This is a genomic window from Pantoea sp. NPDC088449 (assembly GCF_044753225.1).
Taxonomy (GTDB): domain Bacteria; phylum Pseudomonadota; class Gammaproteobacteria; order Enterobacterales; family Enterobacteriaceae; genus Pantoea; species Pantoea floridensis.
The window spans coordinates 530563-551297 of record NZ_JBIVMT010000002.1; the positions used below are offsets into that span (position 1 = coordinate 530563).

General features: G+C 53.5%; 20 protein-coding genes and 1 pseudogene. 14 read left to right on the forward strand and 7 right to left on the reverse strand.

Annotated elements, in window-relative coordinates:
- Nucleotides 1–15 precede the first annotated feature (15 nt).
- Nucleotides 16–672: an epimerase gene (locus tag ACIP6T_RS13710; RefSeq protein ID WP_400457763.1), complete on the forward strand. Its 657-nt coding sequence runs from the start codon at nt 16–18 to the stop codon at nt 670–672.
- A gap of 497 nt (nt 673–1169) precedes the next feature.
- On the opposite strand, the pseudogene ACIP6T_RS13715 reads toward ACIP6T_RS13710, so the two are convergent.
- Nucleotides 1170–1334: pseudogene (locus ACIP6T_RS13715) on the reverse strand (type II toxin-antitoxin system HigA family antitoxin); the annotation flags it as partial.
- Nucleotides 1335–1559: 225 nt separating this feature from the next.
- Between ACIP6T_RS13715 and hxlB the strand changes: the two are divergent.
- Entirely contained in the window at nt 1560–2120 is a 561-nt protein-coding gene (hxlB, locus tag ACIP6T_RS13720; RefSeq protein ID WP_400457764.1) for a 6-phospho-3-hexuloisomerase, read from the forward strand.
- 136 nt (nt 2121–2256) lie between these two features.
- Here the strand turns inward: hxlB and ACIP6T_RS13725 are convergent, their stop codons facing one another.
- Entirely contained in the window at nt 2257–2790 is a 534-nt protein-coding gene (locus tag ACIP6T_RS13725) for a GNAT family N-acetyltransferase (RefSeq protein WP_400457766.1), read from the reverse strand.
- Between the two features lie 141 nt (nt 2791–2931).
- Between ACIP6T_RS13725 and ACIP6T_RS13730 the strand changes: the two genes are divergently transcribed.
- The 3 genes from ACIP6T_RS13730 to ACIP6T_RS13740 all read left to right on the forward strand — a co-directional run bounded on the left by ACIP6T_RS13730 (nt 2932) and on the right by ACIP6T_RS13740 (nt 5885).
- Nucleotides 2932–3525, forward strand: coding sequence for a DNA-binding response regulator (locus tag ACIP6T_RS13730; protein ID WP_400457767.1), 594 nt, complete (start codon nt 2932–2934; stop codon nt 3523–3525).
- A gap of 242 nt (nt 3526–3767) precedes the next feature.
- Nucleotides 3768–4760 (forward strand): sugar phosphate isomerase/epimerase family protein, encoded by a 993-nt coding sequence (locus tag ACIP6T_RS13735; protein ID WP_400457768.1) that lies wholly within the window; start codon nt 3768–3770, stop codon nt 4758–4760.
- 297 nt (nt 4761–5057) lie between these two features.
- A complete protein-coding gene (locus tag ACIP6T_RS13740) occupies nt 5058–5885 on the forward strand; it encodes a creatininase family protein (protein ID WP_400457771.1) in 828 nt (275 codons plus the stop codon).
- A 48-nt stretch (nt 5886–5933) separates the two neighbouring features.
- On the opposite strand, the gene ACIP6T_RS13745 is transcribed toward ACIP6T_RS13740, so the two are convergent.
- A complete protein-coding gene (locus ACIP6T_RS13745) occupies nt 5934–6833 on the reverse strand; it encodes a LysR family transcriptional regulator (RefSeq protein WP_097097874.1) in 900 nt (299 codons plus the stop codon).
- Nucleotides 6834–6939: 106 nt separating this feature from the next.
- Between ACIP6T_RS13745 and ACIP6T_RS13750 the strand changes: the two genes are divergently transcribed.
- From ACIP6T_RS13750 to ACIP6T_RS13785, 8 genes are all read left to right on the forward strand, one after another.
- Nucleotides 6940–7950: a BMP family protein gene (locus tag ACIP6T_RS13750; protein WP_345830756.1), complete on the forward strand. Its 1011-nt coding sequence runs from the start codon at nt 6940–6942 to the stop codon at nt 7948–7950.
- Between the two features lie 16 nt (nt 7951–7966).
- Nucleotides 7967–9520 (forward strand): ABC transporter ATP-binding protein, encoded by a 1554-nt coding sequence (locus ACIP6T_RS13755; protein ID WP_400457772.1) that lies wholly within the window; start codon nt 7967–7969, stop codon nt 9518–9520.
- A complete protein-coding gene (locus tag ACIP6T_RS13760) occupies nt 9504–10619 on the forward strand; it encodes an ABC transporter permease (RefSeq protein ID WP_400457773.1) in 1116 nt (371 codons plus the stop codon). The genes ACIP6T_RS13755 and ACIP6T_RS13760 overlap by 17 nt, the downstream gene beginning before the upstream one ends.
- Nucleotides 10616–11554, forward strand: coding sequence for an ABC transporter permease (locus ACIP6T_RS13765; protein WP_400457775.1), 939 nt, complete (start codon nt 10616–10618; stop codon nt 11552–11554). The genes ACIP6T_RS13760 and ACIP6T_RS13765 overlap by 4 nt, the downstream gene beginning before the upstream one ends.
- A gap of 3 nt (nt 11555–11557) precedes the next feature.
- On the forward strand, nt 11558–11980 hold the full coding sequence (locus ACIP6T_RS13770) for a cupin domain-containing protein (protein WP_097097869.1): 423 nt from the start codon (nt 11558–11560) through the stop codon (nt 11978–11980).
- A 1-nt stretch (nt 11981) separates the two neighbouring features.
- The gene (locus ACIP6T_RS13775; protein WP_097097868.1) at nt 11982–12755 is read left to right on the forward strand and encodes a cysteine hydrolase family protein; all 774 of its coding nucleotides are present in this window, start codon (nt 11982–11984) and stop codon (nt 12753–12755) included.
- On the forward strand, nt 12752–14137 hold the full coding sequence (locus tag ACIP6T_RS13780) for an amidohydrolase family protein (RefSeq protein WP_400457776.1): 1386 nt from the start codon (nt 12752–12754) through the stop codon (nt 14135–14137). The genes ACIP6T_RS13775 and ACIP6T_RS13780 overlap by 4 nt, the downstream gene beginning before the upstream one ends.
- A 174-nt stretch (nt 14138–14311) precedes the next feature.
- Entirely contained in the window at nt 14312–15415 is a 1104-nt protein-coding gene (locus ACIP6T_RS13785; RefSeq protein WP_400457778.1) for an NADH:flavin oxidoreductase/NADH oxidase, read from the forward strand.
- A 54-nt stretch (nt 15416–15469) separates the two neighbouring features.
- On the opposite strand, the gene ACIP6T_RS13790 is transcribed toward ACIP6T_RS13785, so the two are convergent.
- The gene (locus ACIP6T_RS13790) at nt 15470–16690 is read right to left on the reverse strand and encodes an aromatic amino acid transporter (protein ID WP_400457779.1); all 1221 of its coding nucleotides are present in this window, start codon (nt 16688–16690) and stop codon (nt 15470–15472) included.
- A 285-nt stretch (nt 16691–16975) separates the two neighbouring features.
- On the opposite strand from ACIP6T_RS13790, the gene ACIP6T_RS13795 reads away from it, so the two are divergent.
- Nucleotides 16976–18319 (forward strand): MFS transporter, encoded by a 1344-nt coding sequence (locus tag ACIP6T_RS13795; RefSeq protein WP_097097864.1) that lies wholly within the window; start codon nt 16976–16978, stop codon nt 18317–18319.
- Nucleotides 18320–18377: 58 nt separating this feature from the next.
- On the opposite strand, the gene arnF is transcribed toward ACIP6T_RS13795, so the two are convergent.
- From arnF to arnT, 3 genes are read right to left on the reverse strand one after another with little or no spacing between them, the layout of a single operon-like run.
- Nucleotides 18378–18743 (reverse strand): 4-amino-4-deoxy-L-arabinose-phosphoundecaprenol flippase subunit ArnF, encoded by a 366-nt coding sequence (arnF, locus tag ACIP6T_RS13800; protein ID WP_097097863.1) that lies wholly within the window; start codon nt 18741–18743, stop codon nt 18378–18380.
- Nucleotides 18740–19072: a 4-amino-4-deoxy-L-arabinose-phosphoundecaprenol flippase subunit ArnE gene (gene arnE, locus ACIP6T_RS13805; RefSeq protein WP_400457782.1), complete on the reverse strand. Its 333-nt coding sequence runs from the start codon at nt 19070–19072 to the stop codon at nt 18740–18742. Before arnE ends, arnF begins: the two co-directional genes overlap by 4 nt.
- Entirely contained in the window at nt 19069–20730 is a 1662-nt protein-coding gene (gene arnT, locus ACIP6T_RS13810) for a lipid IV(A) 4-amino-4-deoxy-L-arabinosyltransferase (protein ID WP_400457784.1), read from the reverse strand. Before arnT ends, arnE begins: the two co-directional genes overlap by 4 nt.
- Nucleotides 20731–20735 lie beyond the last annotated feature (5 nt).

The window sequence follows — 20735 nt, forward strand, 5'->3', positions numbered from 1 at the left end:
ATCAGGAGCAAATAAGTGAACCTATTAATTTACGGGGCATCGGGCATGGTTGGCCAGGGCGTATTGCTTGAATGCTTGCGGGCAGAAGACGTGGAATCCGTAACCGTTGTGGTGCGTGCAGCAATCTCTCAAAATCACCCCAAACTGCGACAGCTCATCACCGCAGATCTGTCTGTAGAGATGAATAGCCGTGATTATGATGCCTGTTTTTTTTGTCTTGGCGTCAGTGCCGCAGGTATGACCGAGGAACAATACAGCAAGCTGACCTTTGATTTAACCGTGAACATCGCCGCTAAACTGGCACAATCAAACCCTCACATGACGTTTGTCTATGTTTCTGGTGCCGGTACAGACAGCAGTGAAAATGGCAAAATTATGTGGGCGCGGGTTAAAGGTAAAACCGAGAACGCACTGCTTGCGATCGGATTCCATTCAGCGCTGATGTATCGCCCAGCCATAATCCGGCCCATGAAGGGCGTTCGTTCCAAAACGGCGAGCTATCGTATTTTTTATCTACTGATGACGCCGATTCTTCCTGTCCTGAAGTTGATTTTTCCCCGCGCCATCCTGACAACCGAGGAAATAGGCATTGCTATGCTTAATGCGGTTAGATATGGCAGCCCGAAAAAGGTGCTTGAAAAAGAAGACATTTTCGAGCAGGCACACCGGTGAGAACGCGGTAACGCTGCTGCGATATTTCTGTGGTGAACATGGTGCGAAACTAAGATAACTTTCACGTAGCGACGCCGAAGTATTAAGTGCGCATAATCATGATTATGTTAAATGACTCGGGCGTAAAAGGATCCAAGCGTGGTAATACGCAATTATCCTGTCTGATGCAGTTGGATTCGCTTCTGTCCGTTTTGATTTCAACTACAAACAGCCACAGCTATAAATAAATTTTACTTCGCACCTTCCCTGCCGGTTTTGCCGCGTTGGTGATGGCGTCGCTACGTGAATTCTGGTGCGTTTGCAGCACATTGGCCCGCAAACTTTCGCGTAGCAAAACCCGTGACCGGATTTGCCGTTTGCAGTACGTTCTGATGCTTGCCGTAAGCACCGCGCCACCATGATGTTTTTTTCAATCTTCATTGTGCGCAGCGCTCATCAGATTGCAGCCATAAAAAAAGCCGACTGTGATAGCCGGTTTTTTATTATTTCCCGTACTTTCAGCCAACAAGGCTTTCAAGCGGAATATTGAACTGTTTGTGCAGATTGCGAATCATTGGAAGCGTAAGCTCGCGTTTGCGGTTAAGCACTTCATATACGCGATTCTGCCGACCAATTGCCGGTGCCAAATCTTTGGCCGTCAGCCCCATCTGGACCATACGGAAAAATGTCACAAATCCAAAAGATAACACCTGTCTTGATATGCCAAGTGAGTAGAAAAAGGTTACTCTTTTGAGTGAATTTGCAGAGATGTCAATTCACATGAATTGACGATGTATCTGTTTAAAGATGGAATTCGCTATGCCAACGAGTAAAAAAACAGTCGCTAGTAAGGCTGCGGTCCTCGTTATGGATGGCGCACGCACGATAGCAAAAGGGGATCATGACTCATGAGTTTTCAGGCACACACCATCGCTATTCTGAAAGATTTGGAACAAAATGCGTTGCAACTCGACAACGCGCAGGCGATGAAACTCATCTCTCAGATCCGTAATGCAAAGCACATTTTCCTACAGGGGGCCGGGCGAAGTGGCATTGCTATACGGGCGTTCGCTAATCGCTTAGTGCATTTAGGCTTCTCGGTTAGCGTGGTAGGCGAAATTTCATCCCCACATTCTAAACCAGGTGATTTATTAATTATTGGTTCAGGCAGTGGTGAAACCTCGAGTCTGAAAAGTCTGGCGCATCAAGCCGTTGAAAATGGAGTTGAGGTTGCGCTTATCACCATGAAACCCGATTCGACGATTGGCCAATTGGCAAGCAGCGTGCTGGTATTACCGGGGAAGATGAAAACGGAAAACGATCGTCAACTAATACACTTCTCTCAGCCAATGGGTTCGGCTTTTGAGCAACTCTGCTTCATCGTCTATGATGCGATCGTGCTTGAGCTTATGGACCAGCTAGGTGAGACCAGCCAAAGCATGTTTAAGCGACACGCTGATTTTGAGTAGTCCAGAATTTCGCGCCCCAACGTCAACGCATCACTACCCTGCTCACGCACCACATTCAACGCTACGCTGATGAGCTGCTGCCGGCGGAGTCATACGTTGGCGAATGGGTAAGTGGTCAAATTTGTTAAGTTCAGCATCACTCTGCTATTTGTAGCTCATACACTACACATGGCACATCGTAATGTTCCTCAATAGCTTTGTATTTCATGCCTAGCCGTTGCATCACTTTCTGCGAGGCGGTGTTTTTGGGATCGGCAACCGCGACCAGATATTTTGCACCTATCTTTTCAGCAGCAAACTGAATAATCGCCCGGCCTGCTTCCGTGGCGTAACCTTTACCGTGATGATTCGCGTGCAAACGCCAGCCGATTTCCAGAGGTGCGCCATCCTGATTGGCTAAATGTTGTAGACATGCCGCCCCCACCACTTCATGCGACTCCTTTTCCCGCATCGCCCACCAGGAAAAGCCGTATTGCTGCCAGCGCAACATAACGCGTTCAATATTGGCTCGCGTCTCTTCAGGGGATTTCACGATGCCATTGCTGATATAGCGCATTATCTCTGGATCGCTTTCCATCGAGCGCAGGCCGTCAAAATGTGCGTGTTCGAAAGGTTCCAATACTAAGTGTGTTGTAACTAATTTCATCGTTTCTCCCAAAGATTTCATCATTGTAACCAGACCATAAGAATCTCCCGCTTTCCGTGTCAATGTTATTTAGGAAATTTCGTACAAGTCGCCACTCCTCGGTCTGATACTTATCAGTGCCCTGCCGCGATTTAATAACAACATAATTGGGATGGGGAGGTAGAAATGTTGTCATTAACACTAGTAGACAATAACCAATGGATTGCGGAAGGTTTAAATCACTATTTTTCTGAGAAACCTGTTCAAATTAAAAAAATTGACATCGACAGCCTCAATTCAGCCCTCAAAAATATTGCCGGCTGCGATGTACTGATCAGCGAATTAACCGCTTACGGCCGCGATGTGCAGTTTTTTACTGAGCTGTTACGTAAGGTAAAAGTGTCTTCTCCTGCAACGCGCATTATTGTTCTTACCGATCTCAATGAGAAAGCGGTGGTCAGTTACGTTATGAGCGTGCTGCCAGGAGTGATATTCCTTGCTAAAACCAGCTCGCTCGATGACATTTGCGATGCGGTAGTGGGCCACGCGACGACACAGAGTACGCGACGTTCCAAGCAGACGCTCTCACCGCGTGAATTTGGGCTTTTGCGACTGCTGGGACAAACCAGTAATCTGACAGATATTGCCTATTCGCTTAGGCTGAGTTGTAAAACGATCAGTCACCATCGTCAGAGCATCATTCGTAAACTCAACTGTGCCAACAATAAAGAGTTATTTAATCGCCTAAATCGCATGGGTTACCAATTAGAAAAGATTTAATCATTCCCTCCTGTTAATTGAACCGCAAATTGGTGCGGTTCAATTAACACTCAACGTGGTAGCGAATCCCCCCAATCTTCACTTTTCTGGATTTTGTGTGACTGAGGTTGCATTTTCGGCATGAGCTGCTGGTTAACGAGGCACGCCCAGGCGCAGAATGGAATATATAACCATTACTGAATATATATTCAAATCGATTTGCATGCATAACCCAACACGCAATAATTTAAGGAGAAGGTTCTATGAGTAGTTACACGTATCCGAAATTTGGTGCCGGATTGTGGCACTTCGCTAACTATATCGATCGTTACGCGGTTGATGGTTATGGACCGGCGCTCAGCACTCTCGACCAAATAAAACTCGCCGCCAGCGTCGAAGACCTGTCCTACGTTGATGTCCCCTATCCTTTCACTGAAGGCGTTACGGTGGCTCAAGTCAAACAAGCCCTTGAAGATGCTGGCCTACAAGCCATCGGCATCACGCCGGAAATTTATTTACGTCGCTTCTCCCGCGGTGCTTTCACTAACCCTGATGATGCTATCCGTAAACAGGCTTTCGATTTAATGCATGAAGCCGCCACCGTGGTGCGAGAGCTCGGAGCCAACTATGTCAAAATTTGGCCAGGTCAGGACGGTTGGGATTATCCGTTCCAGGTAGATCATAAGAATCTGTGGAAGATGGCGGTTGATGGCATGCGGGAATTGGCCAGTGCCAATCCCGACGTAAAATTCGCTATTGAATACAAACCACGCGAGCCGCGCGTGAAGATGACCTGGGATTCTGCCGCACGCACCCTGCTGGGCATTGAAGACATTGGTTTGCCTAACGTCGGCGTGCTGCTGGATTTTGGTCACGCGCTGTTTGCCGGTGAATCTCCAGCGGATTCGGCTCAATTGATCATCGATCGCGGGCGTTTATTTGGGATGGACGTCAATGACAACCTGCGCGGCTGGGATGATGATTTGGTGGTTGGCACCGTACATATGACGGAGATTTTTGAATTTTTCTACGTACTGAAGATTAACAACTGGGATGGCGTATGGCAGCTCGATCAATTTCCCTTCCGTGAAGATCATGTTGAAGCAGCCAACCTCTCCATTCGCTTCCTGAAACATATTTACCGGGCATTAGATAAACTGGATATCACCGCGCTGCAGGAAGCGCAGCGTGAGCAAAATCCGCTTAAAGCTCAGAAGATCATTCAAAACGCGTTGCTCAGCAGCATCGAGCAGTAGGGTTAAGCCCAGTACGTGCATTCTGGACAAATAGGTGGTCATAAATGGCCTAATGCCGTTCAATTAGGCAATCCTTCTTTATGCAGGTGCGCATGAATGCGCACCCTACGAAAACCCGGTTATATCCGCGTTGGGTCCCCATTTATGGTGACCGATTCACGCTTAGCTGACGAGCAATACGCCATAAATGGCCACCTTACATTGAATTCGAATGCCTAAAAAGCAACGCTCGGTACGAATTTTGTTGCTTCCATTGCAGCGTAAACCCGCTAAGTTGGGAAAAAAATGGAGGTAACTATGCAAATGCCCTCTTCACCCTGGTGGTGGGATCTCTCTACGCGAGAATTTAGTGAACTTGATATGGCAAACATCGTTGCCATACTGCCAATCGGTGCGGTGGAACAACATGGGCCTCATTTGCCGGTACGCGTCGATGCAGCAATAAATGCCGGCATTGTTCAGCGCGCGGTCGAATTACTGCCTGATAACTTGCCGCTGCTGGTCATGCCCGCACTGCCGATAGGTAAATCCGACGAACATCTCGCTTACCCCGGCACGCTTTCATTGCCCTACGAGGTGTTAGGTAAGGTGTGGTTTGAAGTGGCAAAAAGCGCGTGGCGTGCTGGCATTCGTAAACTGATTTTCTGGAATTCACACGGCGGCCAGCCACAGCTGATGGAGATCGTCTGCCGTCAGTTACGCATTGAACTGGGCATGTTTGCCGTCGGTGCCAGCTGGTTTCACACCTTTGATGCTTCCGACTTGTATAGCGCACATGAACTCAATCACGGCATTCACGGCGGAGAGTCCGAGACCAGCATGATGCTGCATCTCCATCCACAATTGGTGCAGATGCAGCACGCAGATAATTTTGTGTCCACGTCGGTGGCGCTCGAAGCCCGCGGCGGTATTTTGACGCCAGAAGGCGGTATTGGTTTTGGCTGGATGGCACAGGACCTGCACCTTTCCGGCACCACCGGCAACGCAGCGGCCGCCGATGCCGAACGCGGAAAGATCGCCACCGATCGCGCCGCGCATGCGCTGCTGAAACTGGCGCGCGAGGTGCAGAGTTTCGATCTTGGTTTTCTTACTGAGCGAACCGCATACCAGCCGCTGAACCTGTAGGGTTGCCATTCATGGCGATCAGGTGCGCATTAATGCGCACCTTATAGGCTACACAAGTCCTGACATCATGCCTTTGATGGTTTCAGCAAATACGCTGCCAATCGCGCTGGTGCCGCGATCGTGACCGATCAGCATCAGCGTTTGCGTATGCTGCGCCAGTTCTCGTACCGGAATATAGATCAAGCGGCCGCTGCGCTGGTCAGATTCAATATCGATTGGCGTGAGAAACGTCAGCGTTTGATCCATCATCGCCGACTGGCGCATCACTTCGATCGAGTTAGTTTCGATGACCGCTTGTAAAGTGATCGAGGCGCGTGCAAACACTTCATTCAGATAAGGGCGAATGACCATCGATTTATCGGCAATCACCACCGGATAAGGCAGGCAATCACTCAGGCGTAAACTGGATTTCTCCGCCAGCGGATGTCCCGATCCTACTACCGCACCTAACCGCACCGGTACGCTAGCAATATTGCGGTGGACCGGCTGCAGTTCAAAATCAAAGCCAATACCCAAATCCGCCTCACCGCTTGCCACCGCGTTAGTGATATTTTCACCGGTGGTGAGCTGTTGTAGCAGCAATTTTACCCGCGGATTGGCGCGTCGGAACTCGGCCGCCACGCGCGGAATCAGGTTTGCCGCCAATCCACTCATCATTGCCACGGTGACTTCGCCACGCCGCAGTCCTTTCAGCTCTTCGATTTTCATCTGCGCAATTTCAATCTCTTTGAAACTCTGCCGTACATGGTGAATCAGCGCTTCACCGGCGGCCGTGAGGATCATTTTACGGGGTAAACGTTGAAACAAAGGCGTACCCAACTCCTCTTCCAGCGCAATCAATTGGCGGTTTATGGCCGATGCGGAGATATGCAGACGCTCGGCAGCTTTGCGGATTGAACCGCTGCGCGCGATCTGGTCGATATAAACAAACAAACGGTGCTGAAGCATATTCCATCCTGCGTTGCCTTTTAGGCATCGGTAAGTGCTAAAAATGATGCTTTTAAGATAATGCTCTTCCGGTGATTAATACATCAAAACCACACCAGGAGAACACATGATGGCAGACGTATCCCGCAGAAAATTTGCGAAGTTAGTGGCTGGCGCGCTGTTGTTACCCGCGCTGGCACCCATGTTGTCGCGCAAAGCCATGGCAGCGAATAACAATATAAAAATCGCCCTGCTGCTGCCCGGTTCGGTTGCCGATGGCGGCTGGAGTTCGCTGGCGTATGTTGGCTTGCAAAGCCTGCAAAAAGCCGGTTTTACCGTCGCCCATAGCGAAAGCATCACCCAGGCGCAGATGGATCAAACCATTCGCGGCTACGCCGATGATGGTTACACCTTGATCATTGGGCACAGTTTTGAATACGGCTCAGCCTTCGCTGAAATCGCCCCCGAATATCCGGATACCTATTTCTTCGCTTCCACCTTTAAGCCCGATGAAAAAGCGCCGGGTAACGTGGAGTACATCGATCTCGCCTATGTGCAAGGTGCTTATGCTGCAGGTGCGCTAGCCGCGCTGATCTCTGATAACGGTAAAGCAGTAGGATTTGTCGGCGGCGGCGATAACCCCACACAGCAGGCGATGATGCGAGCCTTCATCCAGGCGGCAGAGAAAACCCGCCCGGGTATGAAAGGCTTGGGCGTGGTAACCGGCGATTATGATAACGCCGCGAAAGGTCGCGAGGCCGCAACCACCATGATCGGCAACGGTGCGGATGTGATCTGGCATGCGGCAGACGTCACGGGGCTTGGAGCCATACAAGGCGCGGCGGCGGCGAAAGTCAAAGTCCTTGGTTGTTATGTGGATCAGCGTAGTGTCGCGCCGGATTACGTTGCCTGCAGTTTCCGCCAGAATCTCGATTGGATGGTGGAGCAAGTGGGTGAATCGGTGGCCAATAAAACCTTTAAAGGTGGCCAGGAGTGGCAGCCTACGGTGGGCAAAGCCTGGTCAATAGTTAACGGCAGCGAGCGTTATAACGCCAAACTGGTGAGCACCAGCGCCTGGGATAAATTCCAGCAGATCTGGCAACAGCTGGACAACGGCACACTGAAGCCAGTGGTTTGATAAGCGGAATCGACTCATGACAGTAACGGCAAACATACGCGTCGCGCTTAACAACATCACCAAACGCTTCGCACGCGTGGTGGCAAATGACGATGTGTCACTCAGCATTAAAGCCGGAGAAATTCACGCGCTGCTGGGCGAGAACGGCGCAGGCAAAAGCACGCTGATGCAGATCCTGTACGGTTTGTATCAGGCCGATGAAGGCAGCATTGTGGTGGATGGCAAAGCGCAGCGCTTTCGCGATCCCAGCGATGCTATCGCCTGCGGCATCGGCATGGTGCACCAGGAATTTATGCTGGTACAGCCTATGAGCGTGGTAGAGAACGTGATACTGGGGCTGAAAGAGAGCGTCAGCGGCGTACTCAATTTGCATGCTGCGGCAGCGCGTTTGCAGGCGCTATCAGATAAACACGGTCTGGCGATTGATCCCTGGGCAAAAGTACAACATCTGCCCATTGGCGTGCAGCAGCGCGTGGAGATCCTCAAGCTGCTTTATCGCGATGCGCAGGTGCTGATTCTGGATGAACCGACTGCGGTGCTCACGCCGCAAGAGAAAGCAGGTTTGTTTGCCACGCTGAAATCGCTGTGTGCTGAAGGCCGTTCGGTGGTGATCGTCACGCACAAACTGTACGAAATCATGGCCATTGCCCATCACGTTTCGGTGATGCGCGGCGGAAAAATGGTGGATTCAGTCGATATTAAAGACACCTCTGAACGCGACCTGGCACGCCGTATGGTGGGCCGCGATGTGGTGCTGCGTATGGAAAAAACGCCGTGCCAGCCGGGTAAAACCGTGCTGCAAGTTGATAACATCGCGGTGCGCGACGCCAGCGGACAGCAGAAAATCTGGCGCGTTTCGCTGAGCGTGGTCGCGGGAGAAATCCTCGGCATTGCCGGCGTGGAAGGCAATGGGCAATCCGAGCTGGCAGAAACGCTGCTCAATCTACGCGAGCTGGAAGCCGGCCGTATTCTGCTCAACGGTGAAGATATCAGCGATGATTCCCCTGCTACACGCCGCAGTAAAGGTATCGGTTTTATTCCGGCGGATCGGCGCGGCGTTGGATCAGTTACCGATCTTTCGATCACCGATAATGCCCTGCTTGGTCGCCAGCGCAGTTTTACCCGCGCGCGAGGATGGCTGTTGGATCGCCAACGTATTCGCCAGCACGCACGGGATATCATCGCGCGCTTTGCAGTGCGTACGCCAGATGCCGATTTTGAAGCCGGAAAACTCTCCGGCGGTAATTTGCAAAAGCTGATTCTGGGCCGTGAAGTAGCCAGCAATCCCTGCCTGCTGATTGTGGAGCAACCGACGCGCGGGCTGGATGTGGGTGCGATTGAGAGCGTATGGCAAGGATTAATGAACGCGCGCGATCGCGGCTGCGCCATTCTGATGATCTCCGCCGAGCTGGAAGAGATTATGAATCTTTCCGATCGCATCGCAGTGATGTACAGCGGCCAGATCGCCGGGGAAATGAACGCCGTCGATGCTTCTCCAGAACGCCTCGGCGAGCTGATGGCGGGCGCACATCTCAAAAAAGGGGCAGGCAACCATGAAGAAGCTGCTTGAGCGGCGTCTGGCTCCCGCTGAATCCACCAGCGCACTGATGTTAACCAGCTGCTGCGGGATCGTAACGGCGTTTGTGATTGCTGGGCTGCTGTTTATCCCTTTCGGCGGTAATCCATTGTCAGCGTATGGCTTCCTGTTTGACGCCGCGTTTGGCTCATTGAGTAGCGTAGGCCTTAGCATCGTGCAATCCACACCGTTAATGTTGATTGCGTTGGCAACCATCGTGGTGTGGCGTGCTGGATTGGGCTACATCGGCTTTGAAGGTTGCTTTCTGCTGGGTGCCGCGGCGGCCAGCTGGATTGCGCTCTCCGGGACGCCTCAGGGTTTTCCGTGGGCCGTTCCAGCGCTGCTTTATTGGCCACTGGTGCTGATCGCCGCTTTCCTCGCCGGGGCGATTTGGGCCGGCTGGGTTGGCGCGTTACGCGTCAGGTTTGGCGGCAATGATGTACTGATTTCCCTGATGGCCAACTACGTGGCGCTGTTCATAGTGCAATATTTGGTTTCTGGTCCAATGCGCGCGCCCGGCGACCTGCCACAAACGCCACGCTTACCGGTGGATAGCTGGTTGCCGTTTGTCATGACTGGCATGCGCGCACACTGGGGCATCGCCATTGCGCTGGTTGCGACCGTCTTTGTCTTCTGGCTAATGCGCGCCACACCCGCCGGCTTCGAAATCAAAATCGCCGGGCTTAATGCGCGCGCCGCACGCTACAGCGGCGTTGATGTCAATCGTCGGCAAATGGGCGCAGTGCTGCTCGGCGGTGGATTGGCGGCGCTGGCAGGATTGTGCGCGGTACTTGGCGTGCAGCATCGGCTGATGGAAGGCATCTCTGGCGGCGTCGGGTTTATTGGCGTGGTCGTCGCCTTGCTGGCACGCCTCAATCCTCTGCTGGTGATCCCTACCGCAATTCTCTATGGCGGTTTAGAAGTCGGCGGCAGCGCGATGCAGCGTCAAACCGGTTTGCCGACGTCAGTAGTGCTGATTCTGCAAAGTTTAGTGGTGTTACTCATTCTGGCGGGTGATTTGCTGCGCTATTACCGTATCAACCTGCCCATCCTGCGTAAAACCCGCAGCCCAATGGTGGAGAAGCAATCATGAGTTTGTGGGCTAATCTCGACACCGCGTTCTTTGTCAGCTGGCTGGCTGCAGCGGTGCGGCTTGCAGGTCCCGTGTTGTTAGCCGCACTGGGCGAAATCTATGGCGAACGTTCTGGCGTGTTAAATATTGGCATCGAAGGCACCATTCTGCTGGGTGCGCTCTCCAGCTACATGGTAGCGGTAGCAAGCGGCTCAACGGCACTCGGCTTCATCGCCGGTGGCGTAGGAGGATTACTGGTCGGCTGCGTGCTGGCGGCGCTCTATCTGCGTGCCCACGCCAGCCAAATTGTGGTCGGCATCGTTTTCAATATTCTTGCCGCTGGCCTTGCCACCTGGATTTATGCGCTGGTGATGGGCAACGAATCATCGCCAACCATTCCCATGCTGGAACCCTGGCATGTGCCGCTGCTCTCGTCATTACCCTTCATCGGTCCGATTCTGTTCCAACAGCCACTGCCGCTCTATTTAACTTTACTACTGGCGGCACTGGCGCATTTTGGCCTGTTCCATACCCGCTTCGGCCTCTCTTTGCGCGCGGTGGGTGAAAATCCGCGCGCTGCCCATGCAGCCGGGCTTAACGTAGTAAAGATCCGCACATGGGGAGTAATGTTCTCCTGCTTAGGAGCGGGTTTAGCCGGCAGCTATCTGGTGACCGCCCAGATTGGCTTATTCCGCGACAACATCGTCAGCGGGCAAGGTTTTATCGCACTGGCCATCGTTATCTTTGGCCGCTGGAGTCCGCTCAAGGCGGTGGTGGCTGCCTTTATTTTTGGCGCAGCCGATGCATTACAGCTGTCGCTACAGCTGTTTGAAAACACGCTTCCTCCGCAGGTGCTGCTGGCCCTGCCTTATCTTCTCACCATCCTGGCAATGTCCGGCGTAGTAGGACGCACATTTCAACCCGGCGCGCTAACGCAGCCTTATCGAAAGGAATAACTGATGAAATCGTTTCGTTTCAACTCTCTTGCGGATGTGAAGGCGTTCCGTATTAGTCCCGATAGCAGTAACTATTTCGCCATTTTGTTCGACAAACCGCTGGATGGCATTGAGAACATCTTTGTGGTGGAAATCTTCAACGTGGGCGGTGCTACGCCGCCCAATGAACACGCCACCGCGCATGAGTTTTTCTATGTGCTGCATGGTGAAGGCGTCGCTCGCTGCAACGATGAGGAGTTAGTGATTAAGAAAGGCGATTCCCTGCTGTTGCACCCGGGTAATGATCATGCGATCCGCAACACCGGCAGGTGCAAGCTCTATACGCTGACGGTCATGACGCCCAATGAGGGATTCTCCGAACTGATTCGCAGCGGTGACCCTGTCACGCTGGATGAGGAAGATTTGCGCATCTTAACAGGAGCCTGATATGGGAGAAAACGTTTTAGGCAGCAGTCGCCAAAATCAGTGGCGTGTCTCCGCGCAGGTCATTGATATGCGACGCCCGGAGCAACCCGTGCGCGCAGTAAAGCTCGGCACGCGCGACCGATCGGTGATCTTTGATTTACAGAGTACTGCAATCATCGTAGTGGATATGCAGAACGATTTTTGCCATCCCGACGGCTGGCTCGGACACATTGGTGTGGATGTCACGCCCGCGCGCGCACCGATTGCGCCGCTACAAGCGTTATTGCCAGCATTGCGTGCCGCCGAGGTGCCCGTTATTTGGCTCAACTGGGGCAATCGCGCTGACAAACTCAATCTCAGTCCGGCTTTGCTGCACGTTTATAATCCGTATGGCACCGGTGTGGGTTTAGGCGATCCGTTACCGGTTTCCGGCGCGCCGGTATTGCAGGCGGGTAGCTGGGCGGCCGAGGTAGTGGATGAACTCATGCCGAACGATACGGATATTCGCGTCAACAAATACCGAATGTCCGGGTTTCATGACAGCGAGCTTGATAGCATCCTGCGCAATCTCAACGTCACCACGCTGTTGTTTGCCGGCGTCAATGTCGATCAATGCGTGCTCTGCACTTTGCAAGAGGCCAACTTCCGCGGTTATGACTGCCTGCTGCTGGAAGATTGTAGCGCGACGACCTCGCCCGACTATTGTCGCGATGCCACGCTGTATAACGTACAGCAGTGCTTTGGTTTTGTGGTGAATGCCGCAGAGTTACAACAGCAGCTGGAGAGCAACATATGAGTTACTTGCTGGCTGACGGCTGGATCATCTCCATGAATCCGCAGCGCGAGATTCTGGAACAGGCCAGTTTACTGATTGAAGACAACCTTATCGCCGCCATCGGCACGCGTGATGCCTTGCAGCAGCGCTATCCGGAAGCGGAAATCATCAACTGCCGCGAGCGTATTATCATGCCGGGAATGGTGAATACGCATACGCATCTGTTTCAGACGCTGCTAAAAGGTCTCGGTGACGACATGGTGCTGAAGAAGTGGTTCACCTGCATGACCGGTCCAAGCGCCGTGGCGCTGACGGAGGAAGACGTCTACGCCGCTGCGCTGCATGGCTGCGTGGAATCGCTGCGTTCTGGCGTCACCTCGCTGGTTGATTTTATGTACGCCCATCCGCGTCCAGACTTGACGGCTAAAGTGATTGACGCTTTTGAAGTCAGCGGCATTCGCGGCCATGTCTGCCGCGGTTTCCTCACCAGCGGCATTGAGCACGGCATTCCCGCTGAACTGATTGAAACGCCGGAGCAGGCGCTAGCCGATGCACGTAATGTGATTCAGCGCTATCACAAGGCGGATGGACGGGTAAAAGTTGGTCTCGCGCCAAGCATGATTTGGGCGCTGGATGAAAAAGTACTGCGTGGCACACGGGCGCTGGCGAATGAAACCGGCGTACTGATCACGACCCACGTTGCAGAAACCGATTTTGAAATCGAGCAGGCTAAGCTGCGCTTTCAGGCGACCGATACGGAGTTCCTTAGCGATATCGGTTTCCTCGGCCCGGATGTGCTGGCGGTACACTGCGTGCAGTGCAGCTCCCGTGATATCCGTGCGCTGAAGCATCACGACACACGCGTCTCACACAATCCCTGCAGCAATCTCTACCTTGCCTCGGGTGTGGCGCCGATTCCCGAAATGCTTGCCGCCGGATTAACCGTAGGGTTAGGCTCCGACGGCCCCGCCAGCAGCAATAACCACAATCTGTTTCAGGCCATGAAAGTGGCAGCGCTGCTGCCAAAAGGCGTGCATCGCGATCCCACAATAATGACCGCTGAAAAAGTGCTGGAGATGGCGACCATCGACGGCGCGCGCGCCATTGGTCTTGAGCATCTGGTCGGCTCGCTGGAAGTGGGTAAACGAGCGGATGTCGTGATTGTGGATACCTCGCATCCTGCGATGACGCCGATCCACCATCCTGTCTCATCTTTGGTCTACTCCGCTTTGGGCCACGAAGTCAGTGATGTATTTGTGGATGGTGCTTATCTGTTGCGGGCGGGAGAATTTACCCAGCTTAACCAGCGGGAAGTGATGGCGCGTTCACAACGAGCGGCGCAGTCACTGGCGGTGCGCACCGGCAATGATAAAACACGCGGTTGGCGTTCAGCCGCGTTTTGATGGGGCACAGTGGCGAGTTTTAGGCTTATCACCGCGCGAACGATGCTGTTCGGTTAACAGCGGCACATTCCGCTTAACTTACTTTTTGCTACAACATTCAAACTCATACCACTCTGCAAAATGCGCTTTTAGCCCTAAGCTTTAAGGCATCTGGCCACTGTTAATGAGGTTTCAATGAGTTTACTTTTTAGCGCAACGCAACTGGGTAAGTTAACGCTCGACAACCGCATCGTGATCGCCCCGATGTGTCAATACTCCGCCCAGGATGGCAAAGCCAGCGCCTGGCATCGCATCCATCTAGGCCAGCTCGCACTTTCGGGGGCGGGTTTGCTGATTATCGAAGCAACGGCGGTTGAAGCCGCAGGGCGGATTTCGCCGGGCGATCTGGGGTTGTGGGATGATGCAACCGAAGCCGCGCTGGCTAGCGTGCTGGAGGATATTCGCCACTATTCTGATATCCCTATCGGCATTCAGCTCGGTCACGCCGGGCGCAAAGCCTCATGCGCAGCACCGTGGCTGGGTGGTCACCAGCTGGCACTGAATGACGGTGGCTGGCAAACGGTAGCCCCCTCTGCACACGCTTTTAACCCAGAAGACCGTGCACCGGTGGCACTGGAAAAGCAGGATTTGGAGCGACTAAAAACCGCTTTCGTCGACAGCGCGCAGCGCGCCGCGCGTCTTGGCATCCAATTGATTGAGCTTCATGCCGCCCACGGCTATTTGCTGCATCAGTTCCTGTCGCCATTGAGCAACCAGCGTCAGGATGAATACGGCGGTTCACTGGAAAATCGTCTGCGTTTCCCGCTTGAAGTTTTCCACGCGGTACGCAGCGCATTGCCCGATTCAGTTACAGTTGGGGTTCGCCTTTCAGCTACAGATTGGGTTGAGGGCGGCTGGGATGTTGAGCAATCCATCACCTTCAGCCAGCAACTGGAAACTGCAGGTAGCGATTATGTGCATATCTCCAGTGGGGGACTTTCACCGCAGCAGCATATTACAGTGGGGCCCGGCTATCAGCTGCCGTTCGCGCATGATATCCGTAAGCAGGTGAAGATTCCGGTGATTGGCGTGGGCTTGATTACCGACCCGCAGCAGGCTGAAAATGCATTACAGAAAGACGATGCCGACCTGATCGCACTCGCCCGCGCGGTACTCTATGACCCACGCTGGCCGTGGCATGCCGCTGCAGCACTAGGCGCACAAGCGAAGGCTCCCCCTCAGTATTTGCGCTCCGAACCCCATGGGTTGAAAGGGACGCTGGTCGCGAATAAGGGCTGAAAATCATATCCAGGTGCGCATCCAAACGCACCTGGATATCCCTAACAGCGACCGTTACTCCGCTACAAACTCTGGCAGCAGCTTAAACCAGCTCAGCACCCATGCCAGAATATTCAGTAGACCAAATGCAAAGAGTAAAACGACCGCGATCGAACAGCGCTGCTGCGATCGCCAGGCCAGCATCGCCGGAACGATCACCGCCCACAGGGTGGCAAATAAACCGGCAAAGCCAATCGCTGCCACAAATCCACTCGGCCAGCAAATCGAGGCCATTAACGGCGGCAGAAACGTCAGACAAGCGGTTTTAAAACGCGCAGTCGGTGAATGTCCTAAGCCCAGACGATCGGCAATGAAATCAAACAAGCCGGCCGTGACGCCAAGAAATGAGGCAATCACCGCTAAATGCGAAAATATCGACATCATTAATGACAACGCATTGACGTGCAGTTGCGCACGCAGCGCGGCCATCAGCGCCGCAATATCGCCGCCCTGTTGCACAATTTCAGGGAACGCGCTGCGCGGCAAGTTGCCCATGGTGCTGGTAAGCCAAAATACATACAACGCCAGTGACAATAGCGTGCCCAGAACCAACGCTTGTGTGATGTGCTTTTTGTTCCCCGCATAATAGCTCACCAGCCCGGTGATATTGCCATGATAGCCAAACGAGGCCAGACAAAAAGGCAACACCCCGAGTGCGTAGGGCCAGTAACGCTCCCCTGCGCCTGGCGCCTGAAGCAGCGACGGTACATTGACCTGCGTGAGCAGTCCCCCAAATAACAGGATCAAAAGCAGAATCTTGGCCAGCACGCAAAAGGTCATCAGCCGACTCACGCCGGTTGTGCCGAGCCACACCACTGCCGCCACGCCGATTGTTAACAGCACTTTTGCTTCTGCGGTGGAAATTGGCACACCCGCCTGATTAAGAGAGTGCTGATACACCGGGCCGCTGGCCGAGATATAGGCGTAGGTAAGAATGCCGAGCACAAATAAGATACTGAGCCCGTTCAATATCGCCCAACCACGCCCCAGCAGATCTTTCGTTAAGGTGTCATAGCCCGCGCCTGGCGGATAGCTGAGGCTGACGCGCATAAAAAGTAAGCCTGAAAGCAGCATGCCGCCCCAACTGACCAGTAGCATGATCATCGCCCAACCAAACCACGCGCCCGCCATCACCACCGGCAGCGTAAACATCCCTGCACCCACTACGGTGCCGCAAATAATCATCGCGCCCCACCACACGGAAGGCTGGCGGCGGGACAATGTCATCTCCGTCATCATTTATTCCCTACAAAACCGCTTAAAGGCGGCGATGATACACGGGATAACGCTAAGAAGAGAGTTACAAGCAACAGAAAGTGCGACGGTAGATGGCTGGGGTGACAATGCAAAGATGCATTACCACAGGTTGCGCCGTCACGGCAGCGGGTTGTCGCGCAGTAAAAGCCTGATTGATTAACCTGCGCCGTACTGTTTACCCCCTTCAATATGTGATCATTTTCGCAACAACCTTTTAAACATCCTTGTATGGTAGTAGAACACCAACCCTCAGGGACTTTTGCTATGGCCTCTTCCACCCTTACCCAAACGCCAGCGATCGAGAAAGATCATGCTTCACTCATCAAACGAGTGGCAAGCGCATCCGCCATTGGCACCGCGGCAGAGTATTACGACTTCTTTGCTTATGGCACCGCTGCCGTCTTGTTCTTTGGCCATCTGTTCTTTCCCAGCCACGATCCGCTCATCAGCACCCTCGCCGCTTTTGCCACCTATGCGGTGGGCTTTCTCGCTCGTCCAATCGGCGGCATCGTTTTCGGACACATTGGCGATAAAGTTGGACGTAAAAAAGCCCTGGTGGCCACCATCCTGATTGTTGGCCTTGGCACGTTTTGCATCGGATTGCTGCCGACTTACGAAAAAATCGGCATCTGGGCTCCCGTGCTGTTGATTTTGATTCGCTTGTTGCAAGGCTTTGGCGTGGGCGGCGAGCAAGCGGGTGCGGTATTGATGACCGCAGAATATGCACAACCCGCACGTCGTGGTTTCTTCGCCAGCTGGGTACAAATTGGCGCGCCGGTGGGTTTCCTGCTGCCGCTGGCGCTGTTTGCCGTTCTTAATGCCACGCTCTCCCCGGTTCAAATGATGGATTGGGGCTGGCGCGTTCCGTTTTTACTCAGCGCATTGCTGGTGATTGTTGGGCTGTTTATCCGCCTGCGCATTGATGAGTCGCCGGTGTTCGCCGCTATTCGCGAAACCAAAGCAGCAGAATCACGCCCGTTAAAAGAGGTGATGCGCGGGAATCCACGCCTGGTCATTAACGGTGTCGCCGCCAAACTGATTGAAGCCTGTGCCTTTGCCCTGTTCACGGTGATTATTCTGGCGTGGGGCAAAGCTAACAATCTCGATTCTGGCATTCTGATGAATAGCATGATCGTGGCGGTGATTCTCGAGGTGTTTGCCATTCCACTCATGGGCGCGTTGTCAGACAAAATTGGCCGCAAGCCGGTATATATGATGGGTACGCTGCTGATTGTCATTGCCATCGTGCCGTTCTTCCTTGCCCTACAGCAAAACAGCTATTGGCTGACGCAAATCGCGATGATTGTCGCCCTGACACTGGGTCACAGCATGTGTTACGCGCCGCAGGCATCGTGGTTTCCGGAGCTGTTTCCCACTCACATTCGCTGCAGCGGTATTGCGGTGATTTGGCAGGTGGGCTCGCTGATTGGCAGCGGCGTGCTCGGTTTGGTCGCCGTAAAAATCCTGCAAATGACCGGCGGTCACTGGTACGGCCTGGCGCTGTATGTTGCGGTATTAGGGGTGATTTCCGTTATCGGTCTCATAAGGCTGCCTGAAACTGCACCGCGCCGTCGCAACGGCGAATATCATCAATGGCAGCAACATTAATTTGTTGAGCAGAGCGGCAGAATGCCGCTCTGTCGCTTGGCCATGTGATATCAGAGAATCATTTCCGTCTCGGCAGCGAAACCATGAGCAAGCCAATGACAATTAACACCACGCCAGCAAAGCTGCTCCAGCGGAACGACTCCCCCATAATCGGCAATGAAATCGCTGCCAGCCAAACCAGCACATAGCTCAAACTCAGCAGTGGATAGAGCCGATTGAGCGGCAAATGGCGCAGCGCCAGCATCCAGCACACCATTGAGAGCGCATATGCGCCAAGTCCGATGGCTAACAGCAGCAGTGGCTTGAGGTGCTGTAGATTGATCAACTCGCGCAGCGGCGGAAAATCCAGCATCGCCGTGCGCAGCACCAACTGCGCCAGCGACACCAGCAGTACGCTGCACAAGGCCAGCATTAGTCCTTTCATAGATGACTGCCCATCAGCGCCACGCCCGCCATTATCACCAGCGTGCCGATCCACTGTTGCGAGGTGAAGGTTTCGCGCCAGATCAGCCGCGCGGCTAATGCGACCAGCACAAAGTTAAGACTCATCATCGGATAAGCAATGCCGACAGGCACCATGCGCAATACCATCAGCCACAGCAACATCGCCACGCCGAGCAGCAGCACGCTCAGCGCAATCCATAATATCAGCCGCTTTTTACCCTGACGGCTGCCAAGATACGCCGCCTGCTTTTGGCACAGTTGGGCGGCGCAGCTCAGCACACTTACCAGTAAGATCAGCACAAGATTCATGGTGTTGCATCATAGCCGTAATAGACTAAACGGCCCTGACGATAGACATCATCGGGTTCTGGCAAGTTTTTATCCGGCGTGTTGTCACCTGAATTCAACATCAGCACCAGCGAAACTTTCCCCTGGCGACGATGCACGCGCAGCCAGTCAGCAAATCCGTCCGCATCAATAAAGTGAGATTGTGCATCCGGATAGCTCAGGCCGTATTGCAACTCCCCTTTGGCATCGTAGAAGTTGATATCGCTACGCTGCAACGCCCAGGCAACCGTTGACGCCACGCCGGGATTGTTGGCTAACAGATAACGACTATCCGCCAGCTGGTCGTGCACTGCGCTAATAAAACTCTGCGGCTGCTTGGAATCGCGTACCTTTTGGGGGATGGCAAAACCGACCAGCAGCGCCAGCACCAATGGGCAAAGGGCGGCTAACTGCCAGCGGCCATTTTCCGGTTTGCGACTCATCCAACCCAATATGCCCCAGCCAGCAAAAGCCAGTGCTGCACACAATACGCGCTGCAGTTCATCGCTGGCGTACAGCGGACGGTGCGCTACGCCCCACGGAGCCAGAACAATGAGAACAACCAGCGTCGTCACGGCGCCGAACAGTAAGTTGATCCAGCCATTCACTTTAAACGCCTTAACGACAGAGGCAGAACCGCTGTGGGCATAATGCGCCATCAGCAGCGCCAGCGGGGCGAAGCAAGGCAATATATAGGTTGGTAGTTTGCCCTTGGCGATACTGAAAAACAGCAGCGGTAGCAGTACCCAACTCAATAAATAAACCGCACCAGCATTTTGACCGCGTTGACGCCATGCACCCGCCAGCGATCCCGGCAGTAGTGCCAGCCACGGTAAACATCCGCCTAGCAGCACCGGTATGTAATACCAGAAAGGTGCTTTGTGCTGGGCATCTGCCTCAGCAAAACGCTGAATATGTTCAACCCAGAAGAAGTAGTGCCAGAAGTCCCCTTCCTGCCGATTAATGGCCAGCGCCCATGGCAAACTGAGTAGTGCAGCAACCACCATGGTCAATGGCCCCCAGCGCAGCAACTCGGTGAAACGCCGCTGCCAGATGGCCCAGGGCAAAATCGCCAATACCGGGACCGCCAGAGCAAGGAAACCTTTGGTCATAAAACCCATGGCGCACGCGGCCCCGAGCAGCACATACCCACACGCGCGCTGTTGCGTAGATGTTGCCTGCGCCGCCAGCCAAAAGCTGCACATCGCCGCAACCAGCCACAGCATTAAGATGGGATCGAGCACGGCGTAAGTACCAATGCCATAGACCAACAGCGAGGTGAGGAAGATGACGCTGCTGCTTAACGCAACTTTTTGACTGGCGAACATTTTTTTAGCCAGCCAGTAGATAAGTAACGCACTGAATGTGGTACTGATAATCGCGCCAGCGCGCACGCCAAAGTTGGTATGGCCAAACAGTAACTGGCCGATGTTATTCACCCAATACCCGGCAATTGGCTTCTCGAAATAGCGCAAATCAAAGAAGTGCGGTACTACCCAATTACCGCTGAACAGCATTTCGCGGCTGATTTCAGCGTAACGGGCTTCGTCCGGCTGCCATAAGGCGCGGAATTCAATGGGGATCAGATAATAAAGCGCAAAGAGTGCTATGAGCAGCGCGGTTTTGGTGCCTGTTCGCATCCGTG